Annotated in this window: 24 protein-coding genes; 16 read left to right on the top strand and 8 right to left on the bottom strand. The window is 63.7% G+C overall.

Annotated elements, in window-relative coordinates:
* Positions 1-419: 419 nt before the first annotated feature.
* A complete protein-coding gene (locus tag M3P27_05720; protein MDP9267809.1) occupies positions 420-1,382 on the top strand; it encodes a cation diffusion facilitator family transporter in 963 nt (320 codons plus the stop codon).
* 71 nt (positions 1,383-1,453) lie between these two features.
* Positions 1,454-1,915 carry a FixH family protein gene (locus M3P27_05715; protein ID MDP9267808.1) on the top strand — a complete coding sequence of 154 codons (462 nt, stop codon included), beginning with the start codon at positions 1,454-1,456 and terminating at the stop codon, positions 1,913-1,915.
* A gap of 151 nt (positions 1,916-2,066) precedes the next feature.
* Here M3P27_05715 and M3P27_05710 read toward each other — a convergent pair whose 3' ends face one another.
* Entirely contained in the window at positions 2,067-2,492 is a 426-nt protein-coding gene (locus M3P27_05710; GenBank protein MDP9267807.1) for a hypothetical protein, read from the bottom strand.
* A gap of 137 nt (positions 2,493-2,629) precedes the next feature.
* Here M3P27_05710 and M3P27_05705 point away from each other — a divergent pair, with 137 nt between their 5' ends.
* From M3P27_05705 to M3P27_05690, 4 genes are all read left to right on the top strand, one after another.
* On the top strand, positions 2,630-3,616 hold the full coding sequence (locus tag M3P27_05705) for a DUF1385 domain-containing protein (GenBank protein MDP9267806.1): 987 nt from the start codon (positions 2,630-2,632) through the stop codon (positions 3,614-3,616).
* Positions 3,617-3,725: 109 nt separating this feature from the next.
* The gene (gene prfA / locus M3P27_05700; protein MDP9267805.1) at positions 3,726-4,805 is read left to right on the top strand and encodes a peptide chain release factor 1; all 1,080 of its coding nucleotides are present in this window, start codon (positions 3,726-3,728) and stop codon (positions 4,803-4,805) included.
* 4 nt (positions 4,806-4,809) lie between these two features.
* Entirely contained in the window at positions 4,810-5,664 is an 855-nt protein-coding gene (gene prmC / locus M3P27_05695) for a peptide chain release factor N(5)-glutamine methyltransferase (GenBank protein MDP9267804.1), read from the top strand.
* A gap of 210 nt (positions 5,665-5,874) precedes the next feature.
* The gene (locus M3P27_05690) at positions 5,875-6,126 is read left to right on the top strand and encodes a hypothetical protein (GenBank protein ID MDP9267803.1); all 252 of its coding nucleotides are present in this window, start codon (positions 5,875-5,877) and stop codon (positions 6,124-6,126) included.
* Positions 6,127-6,141: 15 nt separating this feature from the next.
* On the opposite strand, the gene purF is transcribed toward M3P27_05690, so the two are convergent.
* The 5 genes from purF to M3P27_05665 form a co-directional block, all read right to left on the bottom strand.
* The gene (purF, locus tag M3P27_05685; GenBank protein ID MDP9267802.1) at positions 6,142-7,605 is read right to left on the bottom strand and encodes an amidophosphoribosyltransferase; all 1,464 of its coding nucleotides are present in this window, start codon (positions 7,603-7,605) and stop codon (positions 6,142-6,144) included.
* Position 7,606: 1 nt separating this feature from the next.
* Positions 7,607-7,843, bottom strand: coding sequence for a type II toxin-antitoxin system HicB family antitoxin (locus tag M3P27_05680; GenBank protein ID MDP9267801.1), 237 nt, complete (start codon positions 7,841-7,843; stop codon positions 7,607-7,609).
* On the bottom strand, positions 7,840-8,031 hold the full coding sequence (locus M3P27_05675) for a type II toxin-antitoxin system HicA family toxin (GenBank protein MDP9267800.1): 192 nt from the start codon (positions 8,029-8,031) through the stop codon (positions 7,840-7,842). Before M3P27_05675 ends, M3P27_05680 begins: the two co-directional genes overlap by 4 nt.
* A 6-nt stretch (positions 8,032-8,037) precedes the next feature.
* Positions 8,038-10,398, bottom strand: a complete 2,361-nt coding sequence (gene purL / locus M3P27_05670; protein ID MDP9267799.1) for a phosphoribosylformylglycinamidine synthase subunit PurL — start codon at positions 10,396-10,398, stop codon at positions 8,038-8,040.
* A gap of 658 nt (positions 10,399-11,056) precedes the next feature.
* A complete protein-coding gene (locus M3P27_05665) occupies positions 11,057-11,587 on the bottom strand; it encodes a DUF1648 domain-containing protein (GenBank protein MDP9267798.1) in 531 nt (176 codons plus the stop codon).
* A gap of 25 nt (positions 11,588-11,612) precedes the next feature.
* On the opposite strand from M3P27_05665, the gene selB reads away from it, so the two are divergent.
* The 4 genes from selB (at position 11,613) to M3P27_05645 (ending at position 16,635) form a co-directional block, all read left to right on the top strand.
* Entirely contained in the window at positions 11,613-13,544 is a 1,932-nt protein-coding gene (gene selB, locus M3P27_05660; GenBank protein ID MDP9267797.1) for a selenocysteine-specific translation elongation factor, read from the top strand.
* A gap of 78 nt (positions 13,545-13,622) precedes the next feature.
* Positions 13,623-14,108: a GNAT family N-acetyltransferase gene (locus M3P27_05655; protein ID MDP9267796.1), complete on the top strand. Its 486-nt coding sequence runs from the start codon at positions 13,623-13,625 to the stop codon at positions 14,106-14,108.
* 20 nt (positions 14,109-14,128) lie between these two features.
* Positions 14,129-15,487, top strand: a complete 1,359-nt coding sequence (trmFO, locus tag M3P27_05650) for a methylenetetrahydrofolate--tRNA-(uracil(54)-C(5))-methyltransferase (FADH(2)-oxidizing) TrmFO (GenBank protein ID MDP9267795.1) — start codon at positions 14,129-14,131, stop codon at positions 15,485-15,487.
* Positions 15,488-15,579: 92 nt separating this feature from the next.
* The gene (locus M3P27_05645; GenBank protein ID MDP9267794.1) at positions 15,580-16,635 is read left to right on the top strand and encodes a hypothetical protein; all 1,056 of its coding nucleotides are present in this window, start codon (positions 15,580-15,582) and stop codon (positions 16,633-16,635) included.
* A gap of 63 nt (positions 16,636-16,698) precedes the next feature.
* On the opposite strand, the gene M3P27_05640 is transcribed toward M3P27_05645, so the two are convergent.
* On the bottom strand, positions 16,699-17,544 hold the full coding sequence (locus M3P27_05640; protein MDP9267793.1) for a M48 family metallopeptidase: 846 nt from the start codon (positions 17,542-17,544) through the stop codon (positions 16,699-16,701).
* Positions 17,545-17,625: 81 nt separating this feature from the next.
* Complete coding sequence (der, locus tag M3P27_05635; GenBank protein MDP9267792.1) at positions 17,626-19,086, bottom strand: ribosome biogenesis GTPase Der; 1,461 nt, start codon at positions 19,084-19,086, stop codon at positions 17,626-17,628.
* Positions 19,087-19,138: 52 nt separating this feature from the next.
* Here der and M3P27_05630 point away from each other — a divergent pair, with 52 nt between their 5' ends.
* The 6 genes from M3P27_05630 to M3P27_05605 all read left to right on the top strand — a co-directional run.
* Positions 19,139-21,142 carry an ATP-dependent DNA helicase gene (locus M3P27_05630; protein MDP9267791.1) on the top strand — a complete coding sequence of 668 codons (2,004 nt, stop codon included), beginning with the start codon at positions 19,139-19,141 and terminating at the stop codon, positions 21,140-21,142.
* A 60-nt stretch (positions 21,143-21,202) separates the two neighbouring features.
* Positions 21,203-21,580 (top strand): 6-carboxytetrahydropterin synthase QueD, encoded by a 378-nt coding sequence (gene queD, locus M3P27_05625; protein MDP9267790.1) that lies wholly within the window; start codon positions 21,203-21,205, stop codon positions 21,578-21,580.
* A 93-nt stretch (positions 21,581-21,673) separates the two neighbouring features.
* Positions 21,674-22,393 (top strand): radical SAM protein, encoded by a 720-nt coding sequence (locus tag M3P27_05620; GenBank protein MDP9267789.1) that lies wholly within the window; start codon positions 21,674-21,676, stop codon positions 22,391-22,393.
* A 153-nt stretch (positions 22,394-22,546) separates the two neighbouring features.
* Positions 22,547-23,254, top strand: a complete 708-nt coding sequence (gene queC, locus M3P27_05615; protein MDP9267788.1) for a 7-cyano-7-deazaguanine synthase QueC — start codon at positions 22,547-22,549, stop codon at positions 23,252-23,254.
* A 97-nt stretch (positions 23,255-23,351) separates the two neighbouring features.
* Positions 23,352-24,470: a tetratricopeptide repeat protein gene (locus M3P27_05610; GenBank protein MDP9267787.1), complete on the top strand. Its 1,119-nt coding sequence runs from the start codon at positions 23,352-23,354 to the stop codon at positions 24,468-24,470.
* 173 nt (positions 24,471-24,643) lie between these two features.
* Positions 24,644-24,934, top strand: a 291-nt coding sequence (locus M3P27_05605) for a molybdopterin molybdenumtransferase MoeA (GenBank protein ID MDP9267786.1), incomplete at its 3' end; no start/stop codon positions are given.

Below are 24,934 nucleotides of genomic sequence, written 5' to 3'. Positions count from 1 at the left end.
CGACTCGGCTGCGTCGCCCTCGCCCTGCGCTCGCGCTGGCTGGCGCTCGCTTCGGGCTCACCTTATGACTTAAAGGCTCCGTCATTATAGCGTGATTCAATAACCGCACCATCGAACGCCACACCCGAATGGGCAGCGGTGATCCTGGCACCAAAAAACGGGCGGCCGAATGGTCGCCCGTCGTCTATCTTCGAAGTCGCGGACGGCGCTTTTGTCCGTGCCGGGCTGGTGGGCGCGCTCGTGGGCGGCGCGGTTTGCGAGACCGCATACGCTGCCGCCAGTAAGCAGAGCCGTACCCACAGTGGGCGGCGCCGGATACAGCCCCGCTCGCGGCTGGCGAAGGCAGTGCCAGCTCTTTGCCGGCGCATCCCGCGATAAACTGAGGAGTGGCGACTTAAGCCTGAAGACCTGAGGAAGTAATGGTCGCGCGCGCACACCCACATCCCGGAAGCGTTGGCGGCGATCTCAAGCGGCCGCCGAACGCGCAGCGTGTGCTCACGCTGGCGATGGTCGCCACGGGCGGCTACATCGTGCTGCTGGCGATCGCGGGTTGGAAGGCGCACTCGCTCGCGCTGCTCTCCGAAGCCGGCCACAACCTCAGCGATTTTCTGGCGCTGGCGCTCAGTTGGGTGGCGGTCTACATCCAGACGCGTCCGCCGAGCGCGCGCCGTACTTACGGATACCAGCGCGCCGGCGTGCTGGCTGCGTTCGTCAACGCGCTCACGCTCATCGGCATCGCGTTCTACATTTTTTACGAAGCGGGCGCGCGGCTTTACCGGCCGCAGCCAGTGCATCCCGGCCTGATGATGTGGGTGGCGGCAGTGGGCATCGTGATGAATGGCGTCATCGCGCTGGCGCTGTTGGGTAGCAATCGCGACGTGAACTTGCGCAGCGCGTTCATCCACGAGATCGGCGACACCGTCTCGACCGCAGCCGTCCTCATTGGCGGATTCGTGATCGCGCGCACCGGGCAGACCTGGGTCGACCCCGCGCTCTCGTTCGGCATCGGCGCATTGATCTTGTGGTCGAGCCTCGGCATCATGCGCGAGACGCTCAACATCCTGCTCGAAGGCACGCCGAGTGGCATGGAGCTGGCGCGCATCGAGGCCGCCCTCCGCGCTGTGCCGGGCGTGAACGACGTGCACGACCTCCACGTCTGGAGCCTGGGATCGGAGTCGCACGCCCTCTCCTGCCATATCTCCATCGAAGACATCCCACCATCAGAGAGCGAACGCATCCTGCGCGCGATAAAAGAAGTGCTCGACCGCGATTTCCAGATCGACCACACCACCATCCAATTCGAGAATGTGGTGTGCGAGGTGGCGCACGGCTGCGTGGTGCCGGTGCGCGAAACAGATGCCGCTTCGGGACACACGCACTGAGGAATCGGTTCATTGGTTCATTGATTCATTGGTTCATTGATTCATTGGTTCATTGATCCATTGCAAGGCCTATGAAGAAGATCTCTCGCATCGTCTTGCTCGCCGGCACGTTCACCATCATCGGATGCCAGCAGACCCAGGTGCCGGCGGAGAGATCCGTAGCGGCGCCCACACCGCAGGCGCAAGGGAATAAGACTGCGATCATCGCTGAGCGCGTGGAAGGCACGTCGCCCTACAAGGTCGCGGTCGCGCTCGATCCCGCGCAGCCGGTGAGTCAGAAGCCGGTCACCTTCCGCTTCACCGTGGCAGACGCTGCCGGCAAACCCGCTGCCGGCCTCAACGCCGGCATCGCGCTGGTGATGCCGATCATGGATATGGGCAAGAACGAGTTCCCCGCGAAAGAGACGGCGCCGGGCGTCTACGAAGGCAGCGGCGCCTTCACCATGGACGACGAGTGGGAGATATTCCTCACGCTGCAGCATGGCAAAGACAAACCAGCGAAGCATGTCTTCAACGTGCGCGTGGCGGAGTAATCTTTAGATCAGTCATGGTGAGCGAGCGCCTGCTTTTCGGCGCGAGTCGAACCATGAACGCGGACATCGTTGCACGGGTGGCAGATAGCAGGTAGCAGCTATCAGGATGCAGGAAGCGACTGCAGGGGCGCAGCAGAAAGTAAAGTCGCGGCTACTTCTTGCCGGGGGCGACCGCGGGATCTCCACCCTTGGCGTCGCTCTCATCCTTATAGCGATCGACGGTGGTATTCGCGATGTTGTTGATCTCTTGGAAGAACGAGTGCGCTTGGTGGCTCTGGGCGAGCTCGGGCTCTTCTTTCAGCATGCGCAACATCTCGGTGACGCGCTGCATGCGATATCCCTGCATCGTGGTGCGCAGGTCGGCGGGATTCTCCGAGGTCGCCTCGATGTATGCCCACAGGAAGTGCCGGACGTTGTCCACGGCATGCTTCAGATCGTCGAGCAAGTCGCCCTCGACCAGCTCATCGACCACGGCCTGGCGCTGCGTGCTGGCCTTCCGCGTAGCCTCGTCGAGTTCCGTCTGTAGGACCTGCAGGTCCTCGGTGACGCGCAGGATCCTGGCGGTGATGTCGCTCACAGGCGTTATCTCGCTGAAAACGGGGGCACGGTATCACAGCCGAGGGGGTTTGACACCCGCTTTTCATGCCCGTAAGCTAACCGTATCAGCTGGTAACCCCTGAAGCGTTCCTGGCAGAACTCTCATCTAATCAACGTATGTCGTGGCTAAGGAAAAATCTGCGTTTCCTGACTGCCGTCCAGCTGCTGCCCGCGCTGGAAAGCGGCGAGGAGACCCTGGTCGGTGGCCAGGCGGTGCTGGAGGGCGTGATGATGCGCTCGCCGCACGCGTGTGCCATCGCCGTCCGCCGTCCCGATGGCGGCATCGCCACGCACTCTGAGCCGGTCGAGCGTCCCAGCGAAAAACATAAATGGATGGGATGGCCGGTCGTCCGCGGCGTCGCCACGCTGGGCCAGGCGATGGCACTCGGATTCCGTGCGCTGAAGTTTTCTGCCAACGTGGCGCTCGATGAGACGCCAAATGCACCCGATGCGAAGAAGCTGGAGATCTCCGGTTGGATCGCTGCACTCAACGTGATGCTCTCCGTCGGCTTCTTCATCGTGTTCTACAAGATGATCCCGGTGTACGCGACCACCGGCCTCAGCCGCATCTGGCCTTCGTTGAATGGGAACGTGGCCTTCAACCTGGTGGATGGCGCCATCCGCATCGCGCTTTTCCTGCTCTTCATCTGGGCGGTCTCGCTGTGGTCGGATATCCGGCGCGTCTACCAGTATCATGGCGCCGAGCATAAGACGGTCTTCGCGTTTGAGGATGGCGGTCCGCTGAATATCGAAGCCGCGCAGAAATTCTCCACCTTCCATCCGCGTTGTGGCACCAGCTTCCTCATGACGGTGATGCTGATCTCCATCGTCTTCTACATGGTCTTCCCGGTACACACCTTGTGGGCGCGCATCGCCATCCGCATCGCGCTGCTGCCGGTGATCGCCGGAGTGTCTTACGAGATCATCCGCTTCGCCGCCAAGCGGCGGAAGTCGCTGTTCGCGCTGATGACGCAGCCTGGCCTCTGGCTACAGCGCATCACCACCAAGCCTCCGGCTGACGCCCAGGTCGAATGCGCCATCCGCGCGCTCGATGAGGCTATGGTGCTCGAGCGGCAGCGCGGCGGCGAACTCGTGATCGCGTAGCGGGGCTCCCCGCATAACTCTTATCCGCACTATTCCCTCTGCACTAAGCCAGATAAGAATCTAGAATCGAGAGGAAGCCGTCTTATGTCTGACGGCGGCAGTGATAGCCATGTACGAAAGATTGGACCAGATCGAGAAGAAGTACGAAGAGCTCACCCAGGCGCTCTCTTCGCCCGAGATCGTGACCGACTCGGCGAAGTATCAGAAGACCGCCAAGGCGCATGCCGAGTTGACCGGCATCGTGGAGAAGTATCGTGAGTTCAAGGACCTTCGACGGGGGATCTCCGAGAGCAAGCAGATGCTTGCCGAAGAGACGGACGCCGAGCTACGCGCGATGGCGCAGGAAGAGTTGACCAAGCTCGAAAGCCGCGTCGGCGGCGTGGAAGAAGAGATCAAGAAGCTGCTGCTGCCCAAGGATCCCAACGACGACAAGAACGTGGTGCTCGAGATCCGGGCCGGCACCGGCGGCGACGAGGCGTCGCTCTTCGCCGGCGAGATGTTCCGCATGTACACGCGTTTCGCCGAGGCGCATCGCTGGAAGGTCGAGATCCTGTCGAGCTCGGAGTCGGGCGTGGGCGGCTTGAAGGAAGTGATCGCCATCGTCGAGGGCAAGGGCGCGTACTCGCTCTTGAAGTACGAGTCGGGCGTGCACCGCGTGCAGCGTGTGCCGCAGACCGAGCAGCAGGGCCGGGTGCACACTTCGGCGATCACAGTGGCGGTGCTGCCCGAGGCGGAGGACGTGGACGTGAAGATCGAAGCCAAGGATCTCCGCATCGATACCTTCTGCTCCTCCGGGCCTGGCGGCCAGTCGGTCAATACCACCTACTCCGCGGTGCGCATCACGCACATTCCCACCGGCACGGTGGTGAGCTGCCAGGACGAGAAGTCGCAGATCAAGAACCGCGAGAAGGGCATGCGCGTGCTGCGCTCGCGCCTTTACGAGCAGGAGCTCGAACGTCAGCACCAACTATTGGCAAAGGAGCGCAAGGCGCAGGTCGGTTCCGGCGATCGCAGCGAGAAGATACGCACCTACAACTTCCCGCAGAACCGCGTGACCGACCACAGAGTCGGCCTGACCATCCATCAACTCAGCGATGTGATGGAAGGCAAGCTGCAGCCCTTCATCGACGCGGTGGCCGCCCACGACCAGGCGGAGAAGCTGAAGCAGGAAGCCGCGGTCGTAAGCTAAATCCGTGAGACTTGACGCCGCCCTTCGCCGCGCCGTCCGCACCCTGGAGCAGAACGACGTAGGCTCGTCGCGGATGAACGCCGAGACGCTGCTCATGTTCGTCCTCGGCTGCGACCGCGCGTACCTTTACGCGCATCCCGAACGCAAACTCACCGGCGACGAAGAGAACCGCTACAACGCCACCATCACCGAGCGCTCCACCGGCAAACCCACGCAGTACATCACCGGACACCAAGAGTTCTGGGGACTCGACTTCATCGTCTCCCCGGCAGTGCTGATCCCGCGTCCCGAGACCGAGCACGTGATCGAGACCACGCTCGAGCTGGCAAAAGCGCTGACGTCCGAAAAGATGTTCGAAAAGATCGCCGACATCGGCACCGGTTCCGGATGCATCGCGGTGGCCCTGGCGGGCGAGTTTCCCGCCGCCAAGATGACTGCGGTGGATATCTCGTCCGCAGCGCTCGAGATCGCGCGCGCCAACGCGGCGCGGCACCAGCTGGAAAAGCGTATCGCCTTCTTCGAGAGCGACCTGCTGGCTGCGCTGCCGAAAGAACATTTCGATCTGGTCGTCTCCAACCCGCCGTACGTCGGCGAGGGCGAAGCCGATAAAGTGCAGCGCCAGGTCCGCGAGTTCGAACCGAAGGTCGCCGTGTTCTCCGGCATCGAGGGTATGGACATTTATCGGCGGCTCATCCCGCAGGCGCGCGCGGCGCTCGTGCCCGGCGGATGGCTGGTGATGGAGATGGGATACTCGAGCGAGCAGCTCGTCCGCGAGCTTCTCTCCGGCTGGACCAACATTCGTGTTACCCACGACCTGCAGGGGATACCGCGCGTGATCGCGGCGCAGAAGCCGGCCTGAGCCGGCCGCCGGCGCGCCCATCGCGGTGGCGCAAGCGCTCCTAGCGAAACTGGGCCGGGGCTTCACTAACCCCTTTGTTTGCCGTGCACCGAGCAACAACTCTGACGTATTCTGGCGGGGCCATCTCTTGTTCGATAGCGAACATCCAACTACCTAACGCTGCACGACCGCCAACTTCACGGCCATGCAACCGAGCATTCGGTGGCAACCATGGCTGAACCGATCCAACGCGATCCAACTCGTCTCGCGGCCGGGACGAAGGCGCCGCACTCCGGCATCTATCGCGTCTACCACTATCAGCACCGCATGCCGCATAGCGTGATCGTGCTCAAAGACGATCTGCTGCCCACGTGTCATTACTGCGGCGACCGGGTGGAGTTCGTGGAACTGATGGATGGCGACCCGGCGGCTTCCGATTACGACTTCGGTCCGGACGTCGGGTCGAACGACAAAGCTGCCTGAACGCGTCCTGGGCGCTCAGCACTTCTTCGCGCTGGCCTCTAACTCCGCCACATCGATGAAATCGGTGGGATATTTTCCGGTGTAGCAAGCGGAGCAATACGTCAACTTCTCGCTCTCGCCACAAGCCTGCTTCATGCCTTCGTGGGAGAGATACGCCAGCGAATCGGCGCCGATGTACTCGCGGATCTCTTCGATGGATTTGTTCGCGGCGATGAGTTGTGACTTCGAGGGCGTGTCCACGCCGTAGAAGCACGGCGAGATGGTCGGCGGGCAGGAGATGCGCATATGCACTTCCTTGGCCCCCGCCTCGCGCACCATGCGCACGATCTTGCGGCTGGTGGTGCCGCGGACGATGGAGTCGTCGATCAGGATGACGCGCTTGTCCTTGAGCAGTGAGCGCACCGGGTTGAGCTTGAGGCGCACGCCGAAATCGCGCACTCGCTGTTCCGGCTCGATGAAGGTGCGCCCGACGTAATGGTTGCGGATGAGGCCAAGGCGCAGTGGGATGTTGCTCTGCTCGCTGTATCCGGTGGCGGCGACCACGCCGGAATCGGGGACGGGGACGACGATATCGGCCTCGACCGGCGCTTCGATGGCGAGCTGGCGTCCGAGGGCCTCACGGCTCTCCTGCACGCTGCGTCCGAAGACGATGGAATCGGGCCGGGAAAAGTACACGTGCTCGAAGATGCAGCTCGATTGCGGCTGCGAGGTGGAGTGGTAGAAGCGTGAGCTGATGCCCTCCGGGCCGACCACGATCATCTCGCCGGGGGAGACGTCGCGCTCGTAAGTGGCGCCGATCAGGTCGAAGGCGCAAGTCTCACTGGCGAAGACGATGGTGTCATTCCCCACCGCCGCGCTCGGCAGCGACGCGCTGCCCGGGACCTGCGTGCCTTTGATCCTGCCCATCGATAGCGGACGGAACCCGCGCGGATCGCGCACCGCGAACACCCGGTCACGCGTCATCAGCACCAGCGAGAACGCGCCCTCGATGCGGCGCAGCGCGTCGGCGATCGCTTCCGGGAGCGTCTGCTCCTTGGATTGCGCCACCAGGTGCACGATCACTTCGGTGTCCGAGGTGGTCTGGAAGATGGAACCTTGCTGCTCGAGCTTCTGCCGGATGATGTGCGCGTTGACCAGGTTTCCGTTGTGCGCGAGCGCGATCATTCCCTTGTTGCAATCCACCATGATGGGCTGCGCATTGAGCAGCGCGCTGTCGCCGGAGGTGGAGTAGCGCGTGTGTCCGATGGCGAGCGGCCCGGTCAGGCGCGCGAGCACGTCTTCGGTGAAGATGTCCGCGACCTGCCCCATGGCCTTGTGCGCGTGCAGCGTGGCCAGGTCGGAGCTCACTATGCCGGCGGACTCCTGCCCGCGATGCTGCAGCATGTGCAGCCCGAGGTAGGCGAGCGTCGAGGCTTCCGGATGGGCGTAGATGGCGACCACGCCACATTCGTCGTGAAATTTGTCGGATGGAGTCGGCATATTATCGGGCTCGCGCACGAAGTTCTGGTTTCCTCACTCGAACGTAGTTAGTCTCCGTCTCAGGACGCGGCAACTTCTCACCCATTTCCTTGGTGAGCTCGAGATGAAGCGAAATCGCCTCTCGCATGAGCTTTTGTGTCTCGCGAAGCGTTTTCGCGGCGGCGATGCAGCCTGGCACGTCCGGCGCCTCTGCACTGTAACCACTCCGCGTCTTGTGATAAATGACTGCGTATCTCATTGTTTTTTGAGTCCCGCCTGCCGAAGTATCGTCCCGTACGTTTTCGGATGCAGATCCTGTGACGGGTGGCCTGCGACCGTCACCACCCCACCCTTCGAGGGGTGAACATATTGCCGATGACTTCCCCTCGTCCTTGCCACTCTCCAACCATCCTGCTCGACGAGCTTGATGACGTCGCGAACCTTCATGACGCCTCAGCTCTTCTGCAACACGTCTGGCACCAGGTGCTCTTCCGTTCCCGCGTGCAGCGCCCGGTCCAGCGCGGACTCCCAAATAGCCTTCAGTTCCGACACCTTCGCCCTCACGACTGGCTGGCCGTCTACGGTGATGCTGAATTGTTCGGTTGCCGTGTGGCCGAGGAGGTCCGCTGCTACGCCATATTCTAGCGCAGTATTTTGGATGGTCTCGACGTTCTTTTCGTCGCAAGAAATCACGATGCGGCTGGCGTCTTCGCCGTAGAGCACCGCCGCCGGTGGCAGCCGGTTACCAGTCAGGTCCACTGCCGCTCCAACGTCGCTCCCAAAGCTGGCCTCGGCGAGCGTTACGGCTAACCCACCGTCGGAACAGTCGTGCGCGCTCTCGATCAGGCCATCGCGAATGAGTCTTACGATGGCGCGCTGCAACCCGTGCTCGCGCTCGATCTCGAGCGCCGGCGGGAATCCCCAGATCGCGCCCAGCACCTGCTTGGCGTATTCGCTGGAGCCGAATTCCTGCTCCACATCGGTCGCGTCGCCCGCCTCGGAGCCGCGCAGCAGCAGAATGGCACGCCCAGATTCCCGGAAGTGGGAAGGCGTCGCGCGGTGCACATCGTCGAGGATGCCGACCACGCCGATCACGGGCGTTGGCCAAATACCTTCGCCGAGCGTCTCGTTGTAGAAACTCACGTTGCCACCGGTGATCGGTGTTTCCAGTTCTTCGCAGGCCCGCGTGATGCCGTCGATCACCTGCGCGAACTGCCACATCGTCCCCGGTTTCTCCGGACTGCCGAAGTTCAGGCAGTTGGTGGCGGCCACGGGACGCGCCCCGGTGCACGCCACGTTGCGCGCGGCCTCGGCCACGGCGTGCATCGCGCCCAGCTTAGGATCGAGGTAGCACCAGCGTCCGTTGCCATCGAGCGCCATGGCGAGCGCGCGGTTCGTTCCCTTGATGCGGACCACCCCGGCTTCGAGTCCGGGACCTTCCACCGTGTTGGTCTGTACCATCGAGTCATACTGCTGGTGGATGCGCCGCTTGGAGCAGATGTTCGGCGCGGCGAGCATGCTCTTCAGGTCCGCGCCGAGGTCGCGTTCGGCGCTGAGGTCGATCGCCGCGGGCATCTCGCGCGGAAACTTCGGGACAGCATCCATCCGCTCCAGCGGACGCTGGTAGACAGGAGCATCGTCGGTGAGCGCGGCGTTGGGGATCTCGGCAACCAGCTGGCCGTGCTCGAAGACGCGCATCTTCGGGTCGGAGATCACATGGCCGATCTTGACGGCATCGAGGCCCCACTTCGCAAAGATGTCGAGCACTTCCTGCTCGCGGCCCTTGTCGGCGACGAGCAGCATGCGCTCCTGCGATTCCGAGAGCATGATCTCGTAGGCGTTCATCCCCGTCTCGCGCTGCGGGACTTTATCGAGTTCGATCTCCAGGCCAACGTTGCCGCGCCCGCCCATCTCACAGGTCGAACAGGTAAGGCCGGCGGCGCCCATATCTTGTATGCCGACGACCGCGCCGGAGTGCATGGCTTCGAGGCACGCCTCGAGCAGAAGTTTTTCCAGGAACGGGTCGCCCACCTGGACGTTCGGACGCTTCGCCTGTGACCCTTCGCTGAATTCTTCCGACGCCATGGTGGCGCCGTGAATGCCGTCGCGCCCGGTCTTCGCTCCCACGTAGATCACCGGGTTCCCCACGCCGGCGGCCTTGGCGTAAAAGATCTGGTCGCGCCGCACGATCCCGAGCGCGAACGCGTTCACCAGCGGGTTCTGCGAGTAGCAGTCTTCGAATTTCGTCTCGCCGCCGAGGTTGGGGACGCCAAAGCAGTTACCGTAGTGCGCGATGCCGCTGACCACGCCTTCTAGCAGCGCATGATTCTTGTGCAATGTGGCGTGGTCGATGCCCGGGCGTTTCTGCGCAGCTGCGCTGCGCGCCGAAGCAACGATCGGCCCGAAGCGCAGCGAGTCCATGACCGCGATGGGCCGCGCGCCCATGGTAAAGATGTCGCGCAGGATGCCGCCCACGCCCGTCGCCGCGCCCTGGAATGGCTCGATGAACGAAGGATGGTTGTGCGACTCGATCTTGAAGGCACACGCCCAGCCCTCGCCGATGTCGATGATGCCAGCGTTCTCGCCCGGTCCCTGCACTACCAGCTTCGAGCGCGTGGGCAGGCGCTTCAGGTAGATGCGCGACGATTTATACGAGCAGTGCTCACTCCACATCACGCTGAAGATGCCCAGCTCGGTGAGCGAAGGCTCCCGGCCGAGCCACTTCAGGACCTTCTTGTATTCGTCGGGCGTGATGCCATGCTCGGCGACGACTTCGGGGGTGATGGCGACGGCGGCGGCGGGCGTGGTAGGCATATGGGGAAGTCTTATTTTCGCACGGGCGGCAAGCTCGCGCTCGACCGCGGCGAGCATCGCTATCGCAGGAGATTTACCGAAAGGTAAACCGCCGGATGGTGTTCCCTCCCCCCTAGGAGCGCCCAACCGTCTTCTGCTAATGTTTTCATGAGCTTAGGGGTAGTTGATCCCGCTCCAGATCCCGGCCTGGTCTCGGTCCAGATCTCGCTTCGATCTCGGTCGGGTCTCGGCGTGATCCAAACCCATCGAAGCGGCATGGCGAGCGAGAAATATGGCGAGGTGGTCAACATCCGGCAAGATGAGAAGGAGCGGTGACGTTCCGGCGTGGGACGGACGAGACGAGAGTAACGGATCACGGGGCGAAAGTAAAGCGAAATAATGAGTTAGCCATCGCTTCTGCAAAGAAGCAAGGCCGGCTGGAGTGGGCTCGAACTCCAACCCCGCGGCAGCACACCTGCATCAGACTCTTCAAGTAACGCAGTACCTGTCCTGAAACATGCAGTGCAGGCTTGACCCGGCGCCGCCAACCAGCGAGCCGGGTTCTTCATTTCAAGGGGCGCCGCAACGCTCCTCGCCTACGCCCGGCCGGGCTCAGCTTGGCTGCGTCACCCCTCGCCCTGCGCTCGCGCGGTCCAGCGCTCGCTCCCGGCTCACCCGTTTACGGCGTCTCCGGCGTTTCCGGCGTTTCCGGCGGCTTGAACCGGCGGATGAACAAGACCATCCATCCCACCGTGAAGCCGACGAAAGCGATCAGCGCGGCGATGAGCGTAGGGCTGTCGAGCCTGCGGCCGGGGCGCAGGTTAGCGGCGAGCGTGAGGTACAGCGTGAAGGTGAGCAGCGCGTTGAGGGCGACCGCGAACCAGTTCATCTGCTGTTCGGTCATGTCCCACGCCCGCTTCTGCCGCTCCGGCGTGGCTTCCCAGTAGCTCTTGTACGGGATATTGACGAGCGCGAAGGGCAGCTTGCGCAGCAGCTTCGGCAGTCCGAAGAAGACCACGCCCAGGCCGGCGATCAGCATTCCCATAAAGATGAAGAAGCCGGATTTCGTGGCCCAGCCGTTGGGATGTCCTGCGCCATCGAAGTGCTGCGCCATCATTTCCGGCACTCGCGGCCAGTAGTAGGTGGAGATCAGCGCATCTGCCACGGCGAAGAGCAGCCAGAAGTAGAGCGGACGGCGGTCGCGTTCCATGCTCATGGATTGTAGACTGCATCCCGTGAGCGTGAGATCCGTCATTCTCGGCACCGCCGGACACATCGATCATGGGAAGACTGCGCTGGTCAAAGCGCTGACCGGCATCGACGCCGACCGCCTGGCCGAGGAGAAACGCCGCGGCATCACCATCGACATCGGCTTCGCCCACCTCGAACTCGAAGGCCCACCCAAAATAAGGATCGGGTTCATCGACGTTCCCGGGCACGAGAAGTTCGTGCGCAACATGCTGGCGGGCGTGGGCGGCATCGACCTGGTGCTGCTCGTCATCGCCGCCGACGAGGGCATCAAACCACAGACGCGCGAGCACTTCGACATCGCGCGCCTGCTCGCGGTGAAGCGTGGCCTGGTCGCGCTCACCAAGTCCGACCTCGTGGACCGCGAGACCCTCGACGTCGTCCGGCTCGAGGTCGAAGATTTCCTGCGTGGGTCGTTCCTCGAGGGCGCGCCCATCGTCCCGGTATCGTCGCTCAAAGCGACCGGGCTCAGCGAACTCAAGCGCGAGCTGGCGCGGGTGGCCGCCGAAGTCCCGGCGCGCGACGCGAGCGCGGTCTTTCGTCTTCCCATCGATCGCGTTTTTACGATGAAGGGCCATGGGACGGTCGTCACCGGCACCCTGATCAGTGGTTCGGTAAAGAAGGAAGATGAGGTCGAAGTCTTTCCCGGCGGGAAGAGGCGTCGCGTACGCGGCGTGCAGGTGCACGGCGCGGCAGCCGAGCAAGCCAGCGCCGGCCAGCGGACGGCGCTCAACCTCGCCGGCATCGAGAAATCCGAACTCGCGCGCGGCATGATACTGGCGCCACTGGCGCCGCCGGGAGTGCTCCACGCGACCAAACACCTGGATGTCGAGCTAGCGCTGCTCAAGTCGGCCAAGCCGCTGAAGGACCGCGCCCGCGTCCACTTCCACGCCTACACCGCGGAGACCATCGCCGACGTCGCGCTCTTGATCGACGACGAAAAGCAGCTCGCGCCGGGCACGACCGGCTTCGCGCGTCTTCAACTCGCTGAGCCCACACTGCTGCTGCCCGGCGACCGCTTCATCCTGCGACAGTTCTCGCCGGTGGTGACCATCGGCGGCGGCGTGGTGCTCGATGCTGACCCGCTCGCTGATTCGCGCAAACAGCGAAAAAAGATATCGGCGGAGCAGCGCAAAGCATTTTTGGCCACGCTCGCGAACGGAGCGCCCGAAGACATCGTGGTGGCACGCCTGGCCCGCCGCGGCGTCCAAGGGCTCACGCTGCGCGAGCTGATGGCCGAGACGGGATGGACGGCCGAGCGCACCACCGCCGTTGTGTCTGCGCTCAATGCGGTCCACCGCATCGTGAAACATGGCACGCACCTAGTGGATACCCCGGCCTACGCCGAGGCGCGCAAGCTGGTGCAGAACGGCATCACCGACTTCCACAGCAAGAACCCGCTGGTCGCGGGGATGAACAAAGAAGACCTGCGCACACGGCTCGGCATACCGGCAGAAGTCTTCGAGGGCGTGCTGCGCGCGCTCGCCCGGCAGGGCGCGATCGAGGTTGCCGGCGAGCAGGTGCGGGCCGCGGGCGGCGGCGTCACTATGAAGGATGAGGAATCGGAATCGAAGCGCGTGATCGAGCAGGCGTTCGCGAGCGCGGGGTTGAAGGTTCCCGCGCTCAAAGACGTGCTCGCCGGCGTGAAACTCGACAAGACGCGCGCGCAGAAGATCGTCACGCTGCTGCTGCGCGATAAGGTGCTGGTGAAGCTGGGCGACGACCTGGTCTTCCACCAGGCGGCGCTCGCCGGGCTGCGCGACCAGATCGCCGCCTATAAGAAGGATGCGCAGAAGATCGATGTGGCGAAGTTCAAGGACCTTACCGGCGTCTCGCGCAAGTACGCCATCCCGCTACTGGAGTGGCTGGACCGCGAGCGCGTGACCAAGCGCGTGGGCGACGAGCGCGTGATCCTGTGACTCTTCGCAACCCTCCAGCGCGCCGATGCGCCTCGTATAATCAAACCTGACATCCACCCTGCACGCATTCCTACAGCCATGCTGACCATCCGCCCCGCCACCGCGAAAGACGCCGCGCTCATCGTCGAGTTCATCCGCGAGCTGGCGGAATACGAGCGCGCGCCCGAGCAAGCCATCGTCAGCAAAGAAGACATTCTGCGCGACGGCTTCCCCGCTCTCGGCGCCCCGCCGAAGTTCTGGTGCGTGATCGCCGAGTGGGAGGGCAAGCCCTCCGGCTTCGCGCTCTATTTTTTCAATTACTCGACCTGGCTCGGGCGCTGGGGACTCTACCTCGAAGACCTGTTCGTACGGCCGGAGGTCCGGGGCAAGGGTGTTGGCAAAGCGCTGCTGCGCGAGCTGGCGCACATCGCGGTGAAGAAGCAGTGCTACGGCATGAAGTGGGTAGTGCTCGATTGGAACCAGCCGGCCATCGATTTCTACGAGTCGCTCGGCGCGGAGCTGCAGAAAGATTGGTTGACGGTGCGCATCATCGGAGACCCGATGAGGAAGCTGGCGGAAGAATGATGAGCGCGGATGGAAGCCAAGTGACGCGCGTCCGCATCATCGGCGCCGGCCTCGCCGGCTGCGAAGCCGCGTGGCAGCTTGCGCGCCGGGGCGTGGCGGTGGAGTTGTGCGAGATGCGTCCCGTGCGGCAGACGCCGGCACACCAGACAGACAACTTCGCCGAGCTGGTCTGCTCGAACTCACTGAAAAGTGAGAGCGAGAACACCGCGCCCTGGCTGCTGAAGCAGGAGATGCGCCGCGCCGGGTCGCTACTGCTCGAGATCGCGCGCGCCACGGCTGTCCCAGCCGGACACGCGCTCGCTGTGGACCGCGAGGTCTTTGCCGCGCGGGTGACGGAAGCCATCAGCCGCGAGCCGCTCATCAAGATATTGCGCGCAGAGGTCACGCGCATTGACGAAACCGAAGGCGGCGGCATCACCATCGTCGCCACCGGCCCGCTCACCTCCGACGCCCTCGCGCAGGAGATCGCGCGCCTCTCGGGCAGCCAGCATCTTTATTTCTACGACTCCATCTCGCCCATCGTCGAGGCCGAGTCCATCGACATGTCGCGCGTCTATCTCGCCGCGCGCTACGGCAAGGGTACCGCCGACTACATCAACTGCCCGTTCACCAAGGACGAGTATGACCGTTTCTACGACGCGCTCGTCGCCGCGCAAGCGGTCGAAGAAAAAGATTGGGAGCGCCTGAACTACTTCGAGTCCTGTCTCCCCATCGAAGAGATCGCGCGCCGCGGCCGCGACACACTGCGCTTTGGTCCGATGAAGCCGGTGGGACTCTGCGATCCGCGCACCGGCCGGCAAGCCTACGCCGTCGTCCAGCTGCGCCAGGAGAACCTGCGCGCGGACTCCTACAACCTCGTCGGCTTCCAAAACCATTTGAAGTATGGCGAGCAAGCGCGCGTGCTGCGGCTCATCCCCGGGCTCGAGAGCGCGAGATTCTTGCGCTACGGCCAGATCCATCGCAACACTTATATCAACGCGCCCACGCTGCTGACCGCGACGCTCGCGATGCGCGCCCATCCCCGCGTGCTCTTCGCCGGACAGATCTGCGGGGTGGAGGGCTACACCGAATCGATCGCCGCCGGCTTGCTCGCGGGGATGAACGCGGCGGCCTTACTCACGGGCGAGGAACCTGCCGCACCGCCGCGCGAGACCGCGCTCGGTTCGCTCGTCCACTACATCACGCACGCGTCGGCGAAGGGATTCCAGCCGGCCAACATCACCTTCGACCTGCTGCCAGCCCTCGACGAAGAGACGCGGCGCAAGGTGCGCGACAAGCGTGAGCGCCACCGCATCCAGTGTGAACGCGCGCTGGCGGCGTGCGAGGCGTGGCTGGCTGGCTCAACTGCGCCGGTCGCAAGTCCTTCGGTCGCTGGCTAGCGAGGGCGACCGGGGACTCCCGCCGTCCCCCGCCAGGAAAATCTCTGGACTCCGCGCCGCAGCGGCAGTAATTTCAACCGAACACTCCTGCCATGGCAGCCCCACTCAACGCGATCGACGCGATCACGCCCGCCTGGACGCGCGCGCTGGACTTGCTGATCCGCCCCTTTCGCTGGGCATTCTGGTGGCGGATGGCGTTCCTGGCGTTCATGACCGGCGAGGTCTCCGGCGGCAACTTCAATATCCCGACCGACTGGAACACGCGAAGCAAGAGCGGACACGACTTTCTCGCCGCAGCGAGTCCCTTCAGCGGGATCGCCCCGGGAGTGATCGCCGGGGCGGTGGTGGCGGTCCTGATCGTAGGCATCATCTTCATGTACTTAGGCTGCGTCTTTCGCTTCGTGCAGTTCGACGCCATCCTCACCGGGCGCTACCGCTTACGCGAGGGCTTTGAACGCTGGCAAGCGCATGGCACCCGCTTCTTCTGGTGGTCGCTCGGCTTCCTGCTGGTGGTGGTCGCGTGCGGCGGACTGATCGTGTTGCTCATCGTGGGCGGCATGGCGATGATGAAAGGTGCGGCCGGAGCCGGCGGCATCCTGCTCATCGTCATCGGCGCGCTCATCGGGATCGCAGCGCTGGTGGCGGCGGCGCTGGTCTTCGTCCTGACCAAGGATTTCGTGATCCCCATCATGGCGTTCGATGGCGTGGGTGCGATGGATGGTTGGGGCACGTTGCGCCGGATGATCGCCGCCGACCCGCTCTCTTACCTCGCCTATATCGGGATGAAGATCGTGCTCGGGATCGGCGCGGGATTCGCGATGATGATGGTGATGTTGCTCCTGCTGGTCTTCATCGCGCTGCCCGCCGGCATCGTGATCGCGCTGCTCGTCGCCGGATTGCACTCTGCGAGCACCGCGTTGGCCATCGCGTTCGCCGTCGTGGTCGGACTGGTGGCGCTCGTCGTGTTGTTCTTCCTGATGGGACTGCTCGCCGTGCCCGCCGCGACGTTCTTCCAGGCTTACGCCATCCAGTTCTTCGCACGCAGGTTCCGGCCCATGGAGCTGGTGATGTATCCCGAGGCAGCCGCACCCGTCGCGCCGGTCGCGCCACCAGTGCTCTCGCCTGAACCTGGCCCCGCGCCCGCTTAGATCTCGATCTCGATCACGACTTTCCCGAAGCTCTGATTCGATTCCAGAAGCTGGTGTGCTTGCTCATTGCTCTGGCGTGGCCCCGCCCTTGAGCTTCCCGCCGTTCAGCGTAAGGTTCGAGGGCACGCCCTGGGGATAGAGCTTCTCGATCTCTGCCTTGATCATCACCTGGCGATTCCCAGGATCCGGATGCGTGCTCATGAACTCGGGCTGGCGGCCGCCCTTACTGCTTTGCTCGAGGATCTGCATCACGCGCAGCATCGCGCGCGGATCGTAGCCGGCCTGCGACATGAACCTCACGCCCAGTCTGTCGGCTTCGAGCTCGTCGTTGCGGCCGTACTTGAGCTGCGCCATCTGTGCGGCGAAAGCGGCGAGCATCGCGGCGCTGCGTCCGTGGCCCTGGTCGTCGGACGCGCCCACGGCAACCGCGCCCACCACGCCCTGCGCGAGTTGGTTCTTGGCGATGTGCTCGGCGGCGTGCCGGCCGACCACATGGCCCGCCTCATGGCCGAGCACGCCCGCAAGTTGCGCCTCGTTCTCCAAACGCTTGAACAGTCCGCGCGTGATGAACACCGGACCGCCGGGCAACGCGAAGGCATTCACCGTCTCCGGATCGCGCAGCAAGGTGAAGTGAAACTCGTACGGCGCTCCGTGCGCAGCGCTATTGCGCACCACCTGCGCGCCCACGCGCTGCACCATCGCTTGCGCGGCCGGGTCCGGATCCTCGCCGCCGAATTGCGCGGCCATCTCCGGCGCCGACTGCAAGCCGAGCGCGACTTCCTGGTCAGCGGTCAGCGAGATGTGCTGGGTCTCGCCGGTGACCGGGTTCACCTCGCGTTTCATGTAGTACCCGATCAGCGAAACAATAAGGATGCCGGCAGCGATGAACAGGCGTGGTGAGCGTCTCATGGTGAAAACCTCCCTCGTGAGATGGCCGCCGTCGCGGCGGAAGTTGCGGTTCGGCCCTGACAACGTCGGTGGCGAAGCGGCCTATTGCCGCTTCTTCTTTTTCGGCTTGGGTTTGGGGATGAACTCGCGCTTCTCGCGCGCGCGCACGCGGATGCGTATCGGCGTCCCTACGAACCCAAAGGCTTCACGGATGCGATTCTCGATATAGCGCTCATACGAGAAGTGCAGCTTCATTTCCTTGTTCGTGAAGAGCAGGAAGGCGGGCGGCGCCACTGCGACCTGCGTCATGTAATAGATCTTCACGCGGCGGTTGTACGGCACCGAGGCGCGCTCGAAGTCCACCTTCTCGAGGAAGCGGTTCATCGCTCCCGTTCCGATGCGCTTGTAGCGCTCGCGCGCCACTTCTGCGAGCGTGGAATAGATGCGCTCTACGCCTTTGTTCTCGCGAGCAGAGACGAAGAGCACGGGCGCGTAGGGCAGGAACTTGAGATGCGCGCGCACCTGCTGCTCATAGATGGCGCGGTCGGCGGGCGGCTTGCCGTCGGCACGTTTGCCATCGGCGCCCGGGCCGACGAGGTCCCACTTGTTCACCACCACGATGACGGAGCGGCCGCTCTCGTGCGCGTAACCGCCGATGGTCTGCTCGGCGTTCTCCACGCCTTCGGTAGCGTCCACGATGAGCAACGCGACGTCGGCAGCTTCCAAGTGCTTGCGCGCCATCACGACGGAAAGTTTTTCCGCCATCAGGTGCGTCTTGCCTTTGCGGCGAATGCCGGCGGTATCGATGAAGCGGAAGCGCTGCTCGTCGCGGATCACGAGCTCGTCCACCGCGTCCCGCGTGGTGCCGGGGATGGGCGAGACGATGGCGCGGTCCACGCCGGTCAGCGCGTTCAGCAAAGTGGACTTGCCCACGTTGGGACGTCCGATGATCGCGACCTTGATCTCGGCGTCGGAGGTCGGGGGTTCGGAAGAGGATTTATCCAAAGACGGGTCAAGCTCAGTCTCTGTGACCGGCTCCTCTTCTGGTGGTGGCAGGACATCCAAGATCGCGTCCAGCAGCTCAGCCACGCCGGTGCCGTGCTCGGCGGTGATGGGGAAGACGTTGCGGATGCCGAGACGGCGGAAGTTCTCCGCTTCGGGCTCGAGCTTGGGATCGTCCACTTTATTGACGGCGAGGAAGAGCGGCTTGCCCATGCGGATGAGCAGGCGCGCGAGCTCGATGTCGGGTGCGGCCAGCTCGGTGCGCAGGTCGACGACCATGATGATGGCCGCGGCTTCGTCGAGCGCCATCTTGGCGTGCCGGAAGATCTCGGCGGGGATCAGCTCCTTGTCGTCGGGCACGATGCCGCCGGTATCGATCACGCGGAAGTCGCGTCCGTTCCAGTCCGCCTGGGCGTAGAGACGGTCGCGCGTGATGCCGGGCTCGTCTCCCACGATGGCGCGCCGCGAGCCCACGATGCGATTGAACAACGTGGATTTTCCCACGTTGGGGCGTCCGACGATGGCGACAAAGGGCAGGTTCGAGTTAGCGGTGGGCGGCATGGAACGTAAAGAAAGGTGCTGCAAGCAGAAGAAAGTATTATAGAGACTCTTCATGCCCAATCACGAACCCACGGCCGCCGCGGCGGCGCCGCATCTCGGCTCGCTCTACGGATTCTTCGGCCCTAACGGCGTGCTCTCGCGCTCGCATCAGCAATACGAATTCCGGCGCGGGCAGCTCCAGATGGCCGAAGAGGTGGAGAAAGCGCTCACCGACAAGCGCCACCTCATCGTCGAAGCGGGTACGGGGACGGGCAAGACGCTCGCCTATCTCGTCCCCGTTATCCGCAGCGGCAAGCGCGTCATCATCTCCACCGGAACCAAGAACCTGCAAGAGCAGCTCTACCAGAAAGACATTCCCTTCCTCGAAGGCATCACCGGCAAGCTGCGCGTCTGCTACATGAAGGGGCGCAACAATTATCTCTGCCGGCAAAAGGTCTACGACCTCGAGGACTCACCCATCCTGAGCGGGCTGAATGAGGTGGAGCACTTCCGCATCATCCGTGACTGGGAGAAGACCACCGCGACCGGCGACCGCGCCGAACTTGCCGCGCTGCCCGAGAACTCGCCGGTGTGGGGCAAGCTCGACGCGCGCACCGACGCCTGCACCGGACAGAAGTGCCAGCAATGGGAACGCTGCTTCATCACCGAGATGCGGCGCAAGGCTAGCGAAAGCGACATCATCATCGTGAATCATCATCTTTTCTTCGCCGATCTCGCGATCAAGCGCGCGGCCGAGGGCGCGCCCGATGCGGGCATCCTGCCCGATGCCGGCGCTGTCATCTTCGATGAAGCGCACGAGCTCGAAGACGTTGCCGGCGCGTACTTCGGCGTCTCGGTCTCGAACCTGCGGTTCGCGGAACTGGCGCGCGACATCGAGAACACGCTGCGCCAGAAGCAGATGCTCTCCGCCTCGATCAGCACGGCCATCGTCCGCTTGCGCGACCGCTCGCAGTTCTTCTTCTCGCTGCTGCCTCCCGGCGACGGACGCTTTTCTTTCGACAACCGCCGCGAGTTCCTGGAAGAGAATGGTGACGAATACCTCGGCCTCGCCAACGCCACCGGACGCCTCGCGCACGAGCTCAGCGGCCTGCCGGAAAAACCGGAAGAGGTCTTCAACCTCATCCGGCGCTGCGAGGAGTTGAAGGTCGCGCTCGGGTTCGTGATGGAGTCGCAAGACCGCAACACCGTCTTCTGGATCGAACGGCGTTCGTTCGGCGACGGCGGCCCGCGCAGAAAAGACCGCACCGGTGGCAACGTCTTCATCACCGCCACGCCCATCGACGTCTCGCAGATCCTGCGGCAGACGCTTTTCGAGATGCTCGAGACCGCCGTGCTCACCTCCGCTACGCTCGCGGTCTCGGGAAACTTCGAGTACATCTCGTCGCGCCTGGGATTGGAGCACGCGCGCACGCTGGTGGTGCCATCGCACTTCGACTACGAGAGCCAGGCGGTGCTCTACGTGCCGCCCGACCTGCCCGACCCGCGCACGCCGCAGTTCACCGCGCGCGCCGCTGACCGCATCCGCAAGCTGCTCGAGATCACGCGCGGGCGCGCCTTCGTCCTGTTCACCAGCTACGCGCAGATGAACGAAGTGCACGACCGCCTGCTCGGCGAGCTGGAGTATCCCATGCTGTTGCAGGGGACGGCGCCGAAGTCGGCCCTGCTCGATGAGTTTCGATCGACGCCGAACGCGGTGCTCTTCGCCACCGCGTCGTTCTGGCAGGGCGTGGACGTGCAGGGCGAGCAGTTGTCCGCGGTCATCATCGACCGGCTGCCGTTCGCGGTACCGAACGACCCGGTGGTCGCGGCGCGCATCAACGCCATCAACGCGGATGGCGGCAACGCTTTCTTCCAATACCAGGTGCCGGCGGCGGTGATCACGCTGAAGCAGGGATTCGGCCGCCTCATCCGCTCATTGCACGACCGCGGACTGCTCGCGCTGCTCGACAACCGCATCATCAAGAAGCAGTACGGCCGGGTCTTCCTCGATAGCCTGCCGAAGTACACCACTACGACGGACATCGCGAAGGTGGAAGAGTTCTTCGGCGTGCGCTGAAGTCCTTCTGCTCCTTCGTGGTTCAAGCTCTTGGGCTTTACAATAGAAGATTACAAACCCATGTTCGAAGTCACTGTAGAGCGAAGTTTCGCGGCCGGACACTACTTGCGCAATTACAAAGGCAAGTGCGAGAACCCGCACGGCCACAACTACAAGATCCGCGTGACGCTCGCCGGCGATCGCCTCGACCATGCCGGCCTGCTGCTCGACTTCAAGGACCTCAAAGACGTGATGAAAGAGACCATCGAGCGGCTCGACCACCAGATGATGAACGACGTGGAGCCCTTCACCACGCTGAATCCGTCGGCCGAGAACCTGGCACGCTATTTCTACGTGGAGACCAACAAGAAGGTGATCTCGGCGAGCAACGACCGCGTGCGGGTGAAGGAAGTCACCGTGTGGGAGACGGACGTGACGACGGCGACGTATCGGGAGTAGTTGTGAGTTGCGAGTTGTGAGTTTTGAGTAGCCGGAGAAACGCTCGTGCCATCGGGATCGCCCAAAAGCTCGCAACTCAAAGCTCAAAGCTCCATGCAAATCACTGAGATCTACAGGTCGTTGCAAGGCGAGAGTTCCTTCGCCGGGCTGCCCTGCGTCTTCGTGCGGCTCACCGGATGCAACCTGCGCTGCTCGTGGTGCGACTCGGAATACACCTTCACCGGCGGCAGAAGAATGTCTGCGGAAGAGATCGAGGCCGAGGTGCATCGCCTCGCGCCGCCCAGCTCGGCCGGGAAAGATGTCGCGGGCGGGAAGCTGGTCGAGATCACCGGCGGCGAGCCGATGTTGCAGGAGCGCGAACTCCTCCCCTTCATGCAGCGGCTGGTAGACCAGGGATACACCGTGCTCCTCGAGACGAGCGGCGAGCGCCCGCTCGCGAATGTGCCGAAAGCCGTCCACAAGATCGTGGACGTGAAGTGTCCGCACTCGGGCGCCGCCGCGACCTTCCACCTGGAGAACCTCGCCGCGCTCAGCGAGCGCGATGAATTGAAGTTCGTGATCAGTGACCGCGCCGACTACGAGTTCGCGCGCAAGTTCGTGCGCGAACACGTCGTCCGCCAACATCAGCCACGCGTGAAAGAAGTGCTGTTCTCGCCCGCGTTCCGCAAAGACGCACGCGGCCAGCGCAGCGCCGAGCAGTGCCTGCTCGATCCCCAGGTCCTGGCGCAGTGGATGCTCGAAGACGGCCTCGAAGCGCGGCTCGGCTTGCAACTGCACAAGTTCATTTGGGCGCCCGAGACCAAGGGTGTGTGAGCCGGCTTTGACCTAAGGGCGACTGAGCGCCATATCGCCTTAGTACCGTGTAGTACCAGGCCCACCCTCGGAATCGGTACAATCTTCTGTTTGCTGGGGCGCGGCAATGCAGCTATTCCGCCGCACTTCACATCCAAAGGTATAAGCATCCGAATGGCAGAGAAGGCACGCGCAGTGGTCCTGGTGAGCGGAGGCATGGATTCCGCCGTGTGCGCGGCCATTGCCGCCCGCGACTTTGAGCCGGCCGCGCTGCACGTGAGCTACGGACAGCGCACGGAAGCGCGCGAAGCGCAGGCGTTCACGGCGATCTGCGAGCGTTTGCGGATCGCGAAGCGGATGATGGTCCGCGACGAGTTGCTGGCGAAGATCGGCGGCTCGGCGCTCACCGATCCGAGCATCGCCGTGCCGGATGCGGAAGACGTGGTCGCTGAGATCGGCTCGAAGATCCCGGTGACCTACGTGCCCTTCCGCAACGCGCACCTGCTGGCGGCGGCGGTGAGCTGGGCCGAGGTGCTGGGCGCGAAGAAGGTTTTGATCGGCGCGGTGGAGCAGGATAGCTCGGGATATCCCGATTGCCGGCCCGAATTCTACCGCGCCTACAACGAGGTGGTGCGGTGGGGTACGAAGGACGGCACCGAAAGCGGCGGCATCCTGATCGAGACGCCGCTCATCGCCCTGCGCAAGGCAGAGATCGTGCGGCTCGGTGTTGAACTGGGCGCGCCCTTGGATTTAACGTGGTCGTGCTACCGTCGCGAAGATGTGGGGTGTGGCAGGTGCGAGAGCTGCGTGCTGCGCCGCCGGGCATTCGCGGCGGCCGGGGTCCAGGACCCGATCGCGTACGCGCAGACAGTCTCGCAGTGAGTCTCGGCGAACCGATCTTATTTTATTTTGGAACGATATTCAGAACGAGGCAGATGACATGAAGAGACAAGGTTTGATCAGACTAAGTTTGATCGCAATGCTGGCAATGCTCTTGGCGCTGGCAACCCTGGCGGCGGCGCAGCTGGTGAGCGCCACCGTCCGCGGCAAGGTCACGGATGAACAAGGGCAACCGATCGCGAACGCGATCCTGCGCTTTCAGAATCCCGAAACGGGACGCAAGTACGACCTCAAGACCAACGCCAAGGGCGAGTACATCCAGGTCGGTATGCAACTGGGCAGGTACGATTGCACCTTGATCGGCCCCGACGGCAAGCAGCTGTTCTCCCTGCACGGTGTCAAGGCTGACCCGAGCAACGATACCGTGGTCGACATCGACTTGAGGAAGGAGCGGCAAGAGCAGTCCGCCGCGCCCCCCGCCACGCCGGGCAACGCGCAGGGCAAACAGCCGGCCGCAGCGCTTCCCGTCGCGACGAAACAGCAAAAAGAAGAGATGGCAAAGATCGATCAGGAGAACCTAAAGATCCGCAGCCTGAACCAGATGCTCACCCAGGCGGAAGCCGCAAAAACCGCCAACAACCTGGAGCAGGCGATCTCGCTCATGCAGCAGGCGACCACGCAGGCTCCCGACAAAGAGCTGCTCTGGACCAAGCTGGCGGAATACAGCAGCGCCGCCGGAAAGTGGTCTGACGCGATCGAGCCGTACCAGAAGGCGATCGCGCTCATCAGCGCGGAACCGCCGGAAAAGCAGAACAAGGCGCAGCTTGCCGCCCTGCATAACAACCTGGGACAAGCCTTCGGCAAAACCGGCAAGCCGCAGGATGCGATCCGCGAATACACCACGGCAGCACAGGTGAACCCGGCCAGCGCGGCGCAGTATTACTTCAACCTGGGCGCGGTGCTCACCAACCACAACCATCCCGACGACGCGAATGCCGCCTTCGACAAAGCCATCGCCACCGATCCGAACTATGCCGACGCCTACTACCAGAAAGGCGTGAACCTGCTGCAGAAGGCCACCGTCGGCAAAGACGGCAAGATGACCGCGCCGGAAGGCACCTCCGATGCGCTCAACAAGTACCTGCAACTGCAGCCCACCGGCAAGTACGCCGAGGGCGCGAAGCAGTTGCTGGCTACCATCGGGGCCGAGGTCGAGACGGGATACAAATCGACCAAGTCCAGCAAGAAACCGAGATAGTCCCGCGCGGATCCCTCGGGGACGGCCCGTGGCTTTGTTTACACGCGCCGTCCCTTTTCTTTGCCTGCATGGTTGATTGCGCGCCCTCCTTCTTACTGGTGTTTGCGCGCATTCCCTTTCGCCCGCCCGCCGACTAGAATCCTTCTCTCCTTCTTCGGGCTTGGCCTCTTGCCGTGACGACCTCGACACAAGCCGCGCTGCTCAGCTTTCTCGACGCGCGGCGCGCGGTCGAGCGCGAGGCGCGGAAGCTCAAACCACCCCGCCCACCGGAACCTTGCGGGCTGCTCGAAGCCCGCGGACGCGTGCTCGCCGAGCGCGTGGTCGCGGACCGCGACCAGCCGCCCTTCGCACGCGCTACGCGCGATGGCTACGCGCTCCGCGCCGCCGATGCGGCGAGTGCGTCTGCGACCGCGCCCGCCAGGCTGCGCGTGGTCGCGCAGCTCAAGGCCGGAGCGGCGTGGACC

This window comes from Acidobacteriota bacterium (assembly GCA_030774055.1).
In the GTDB taxonomy this organism is placed as follows: domain Bacteria; phylum Acidobacteriota; class Terriglobia; order Terriglobales; family Acidobacteriaceae; genus JACPNR01.
The sequence above is the reverse complement of the archived record's forward strand: the minus strand, read 5'-3'. Positions and strand labels throughout refer to the sequence as shown.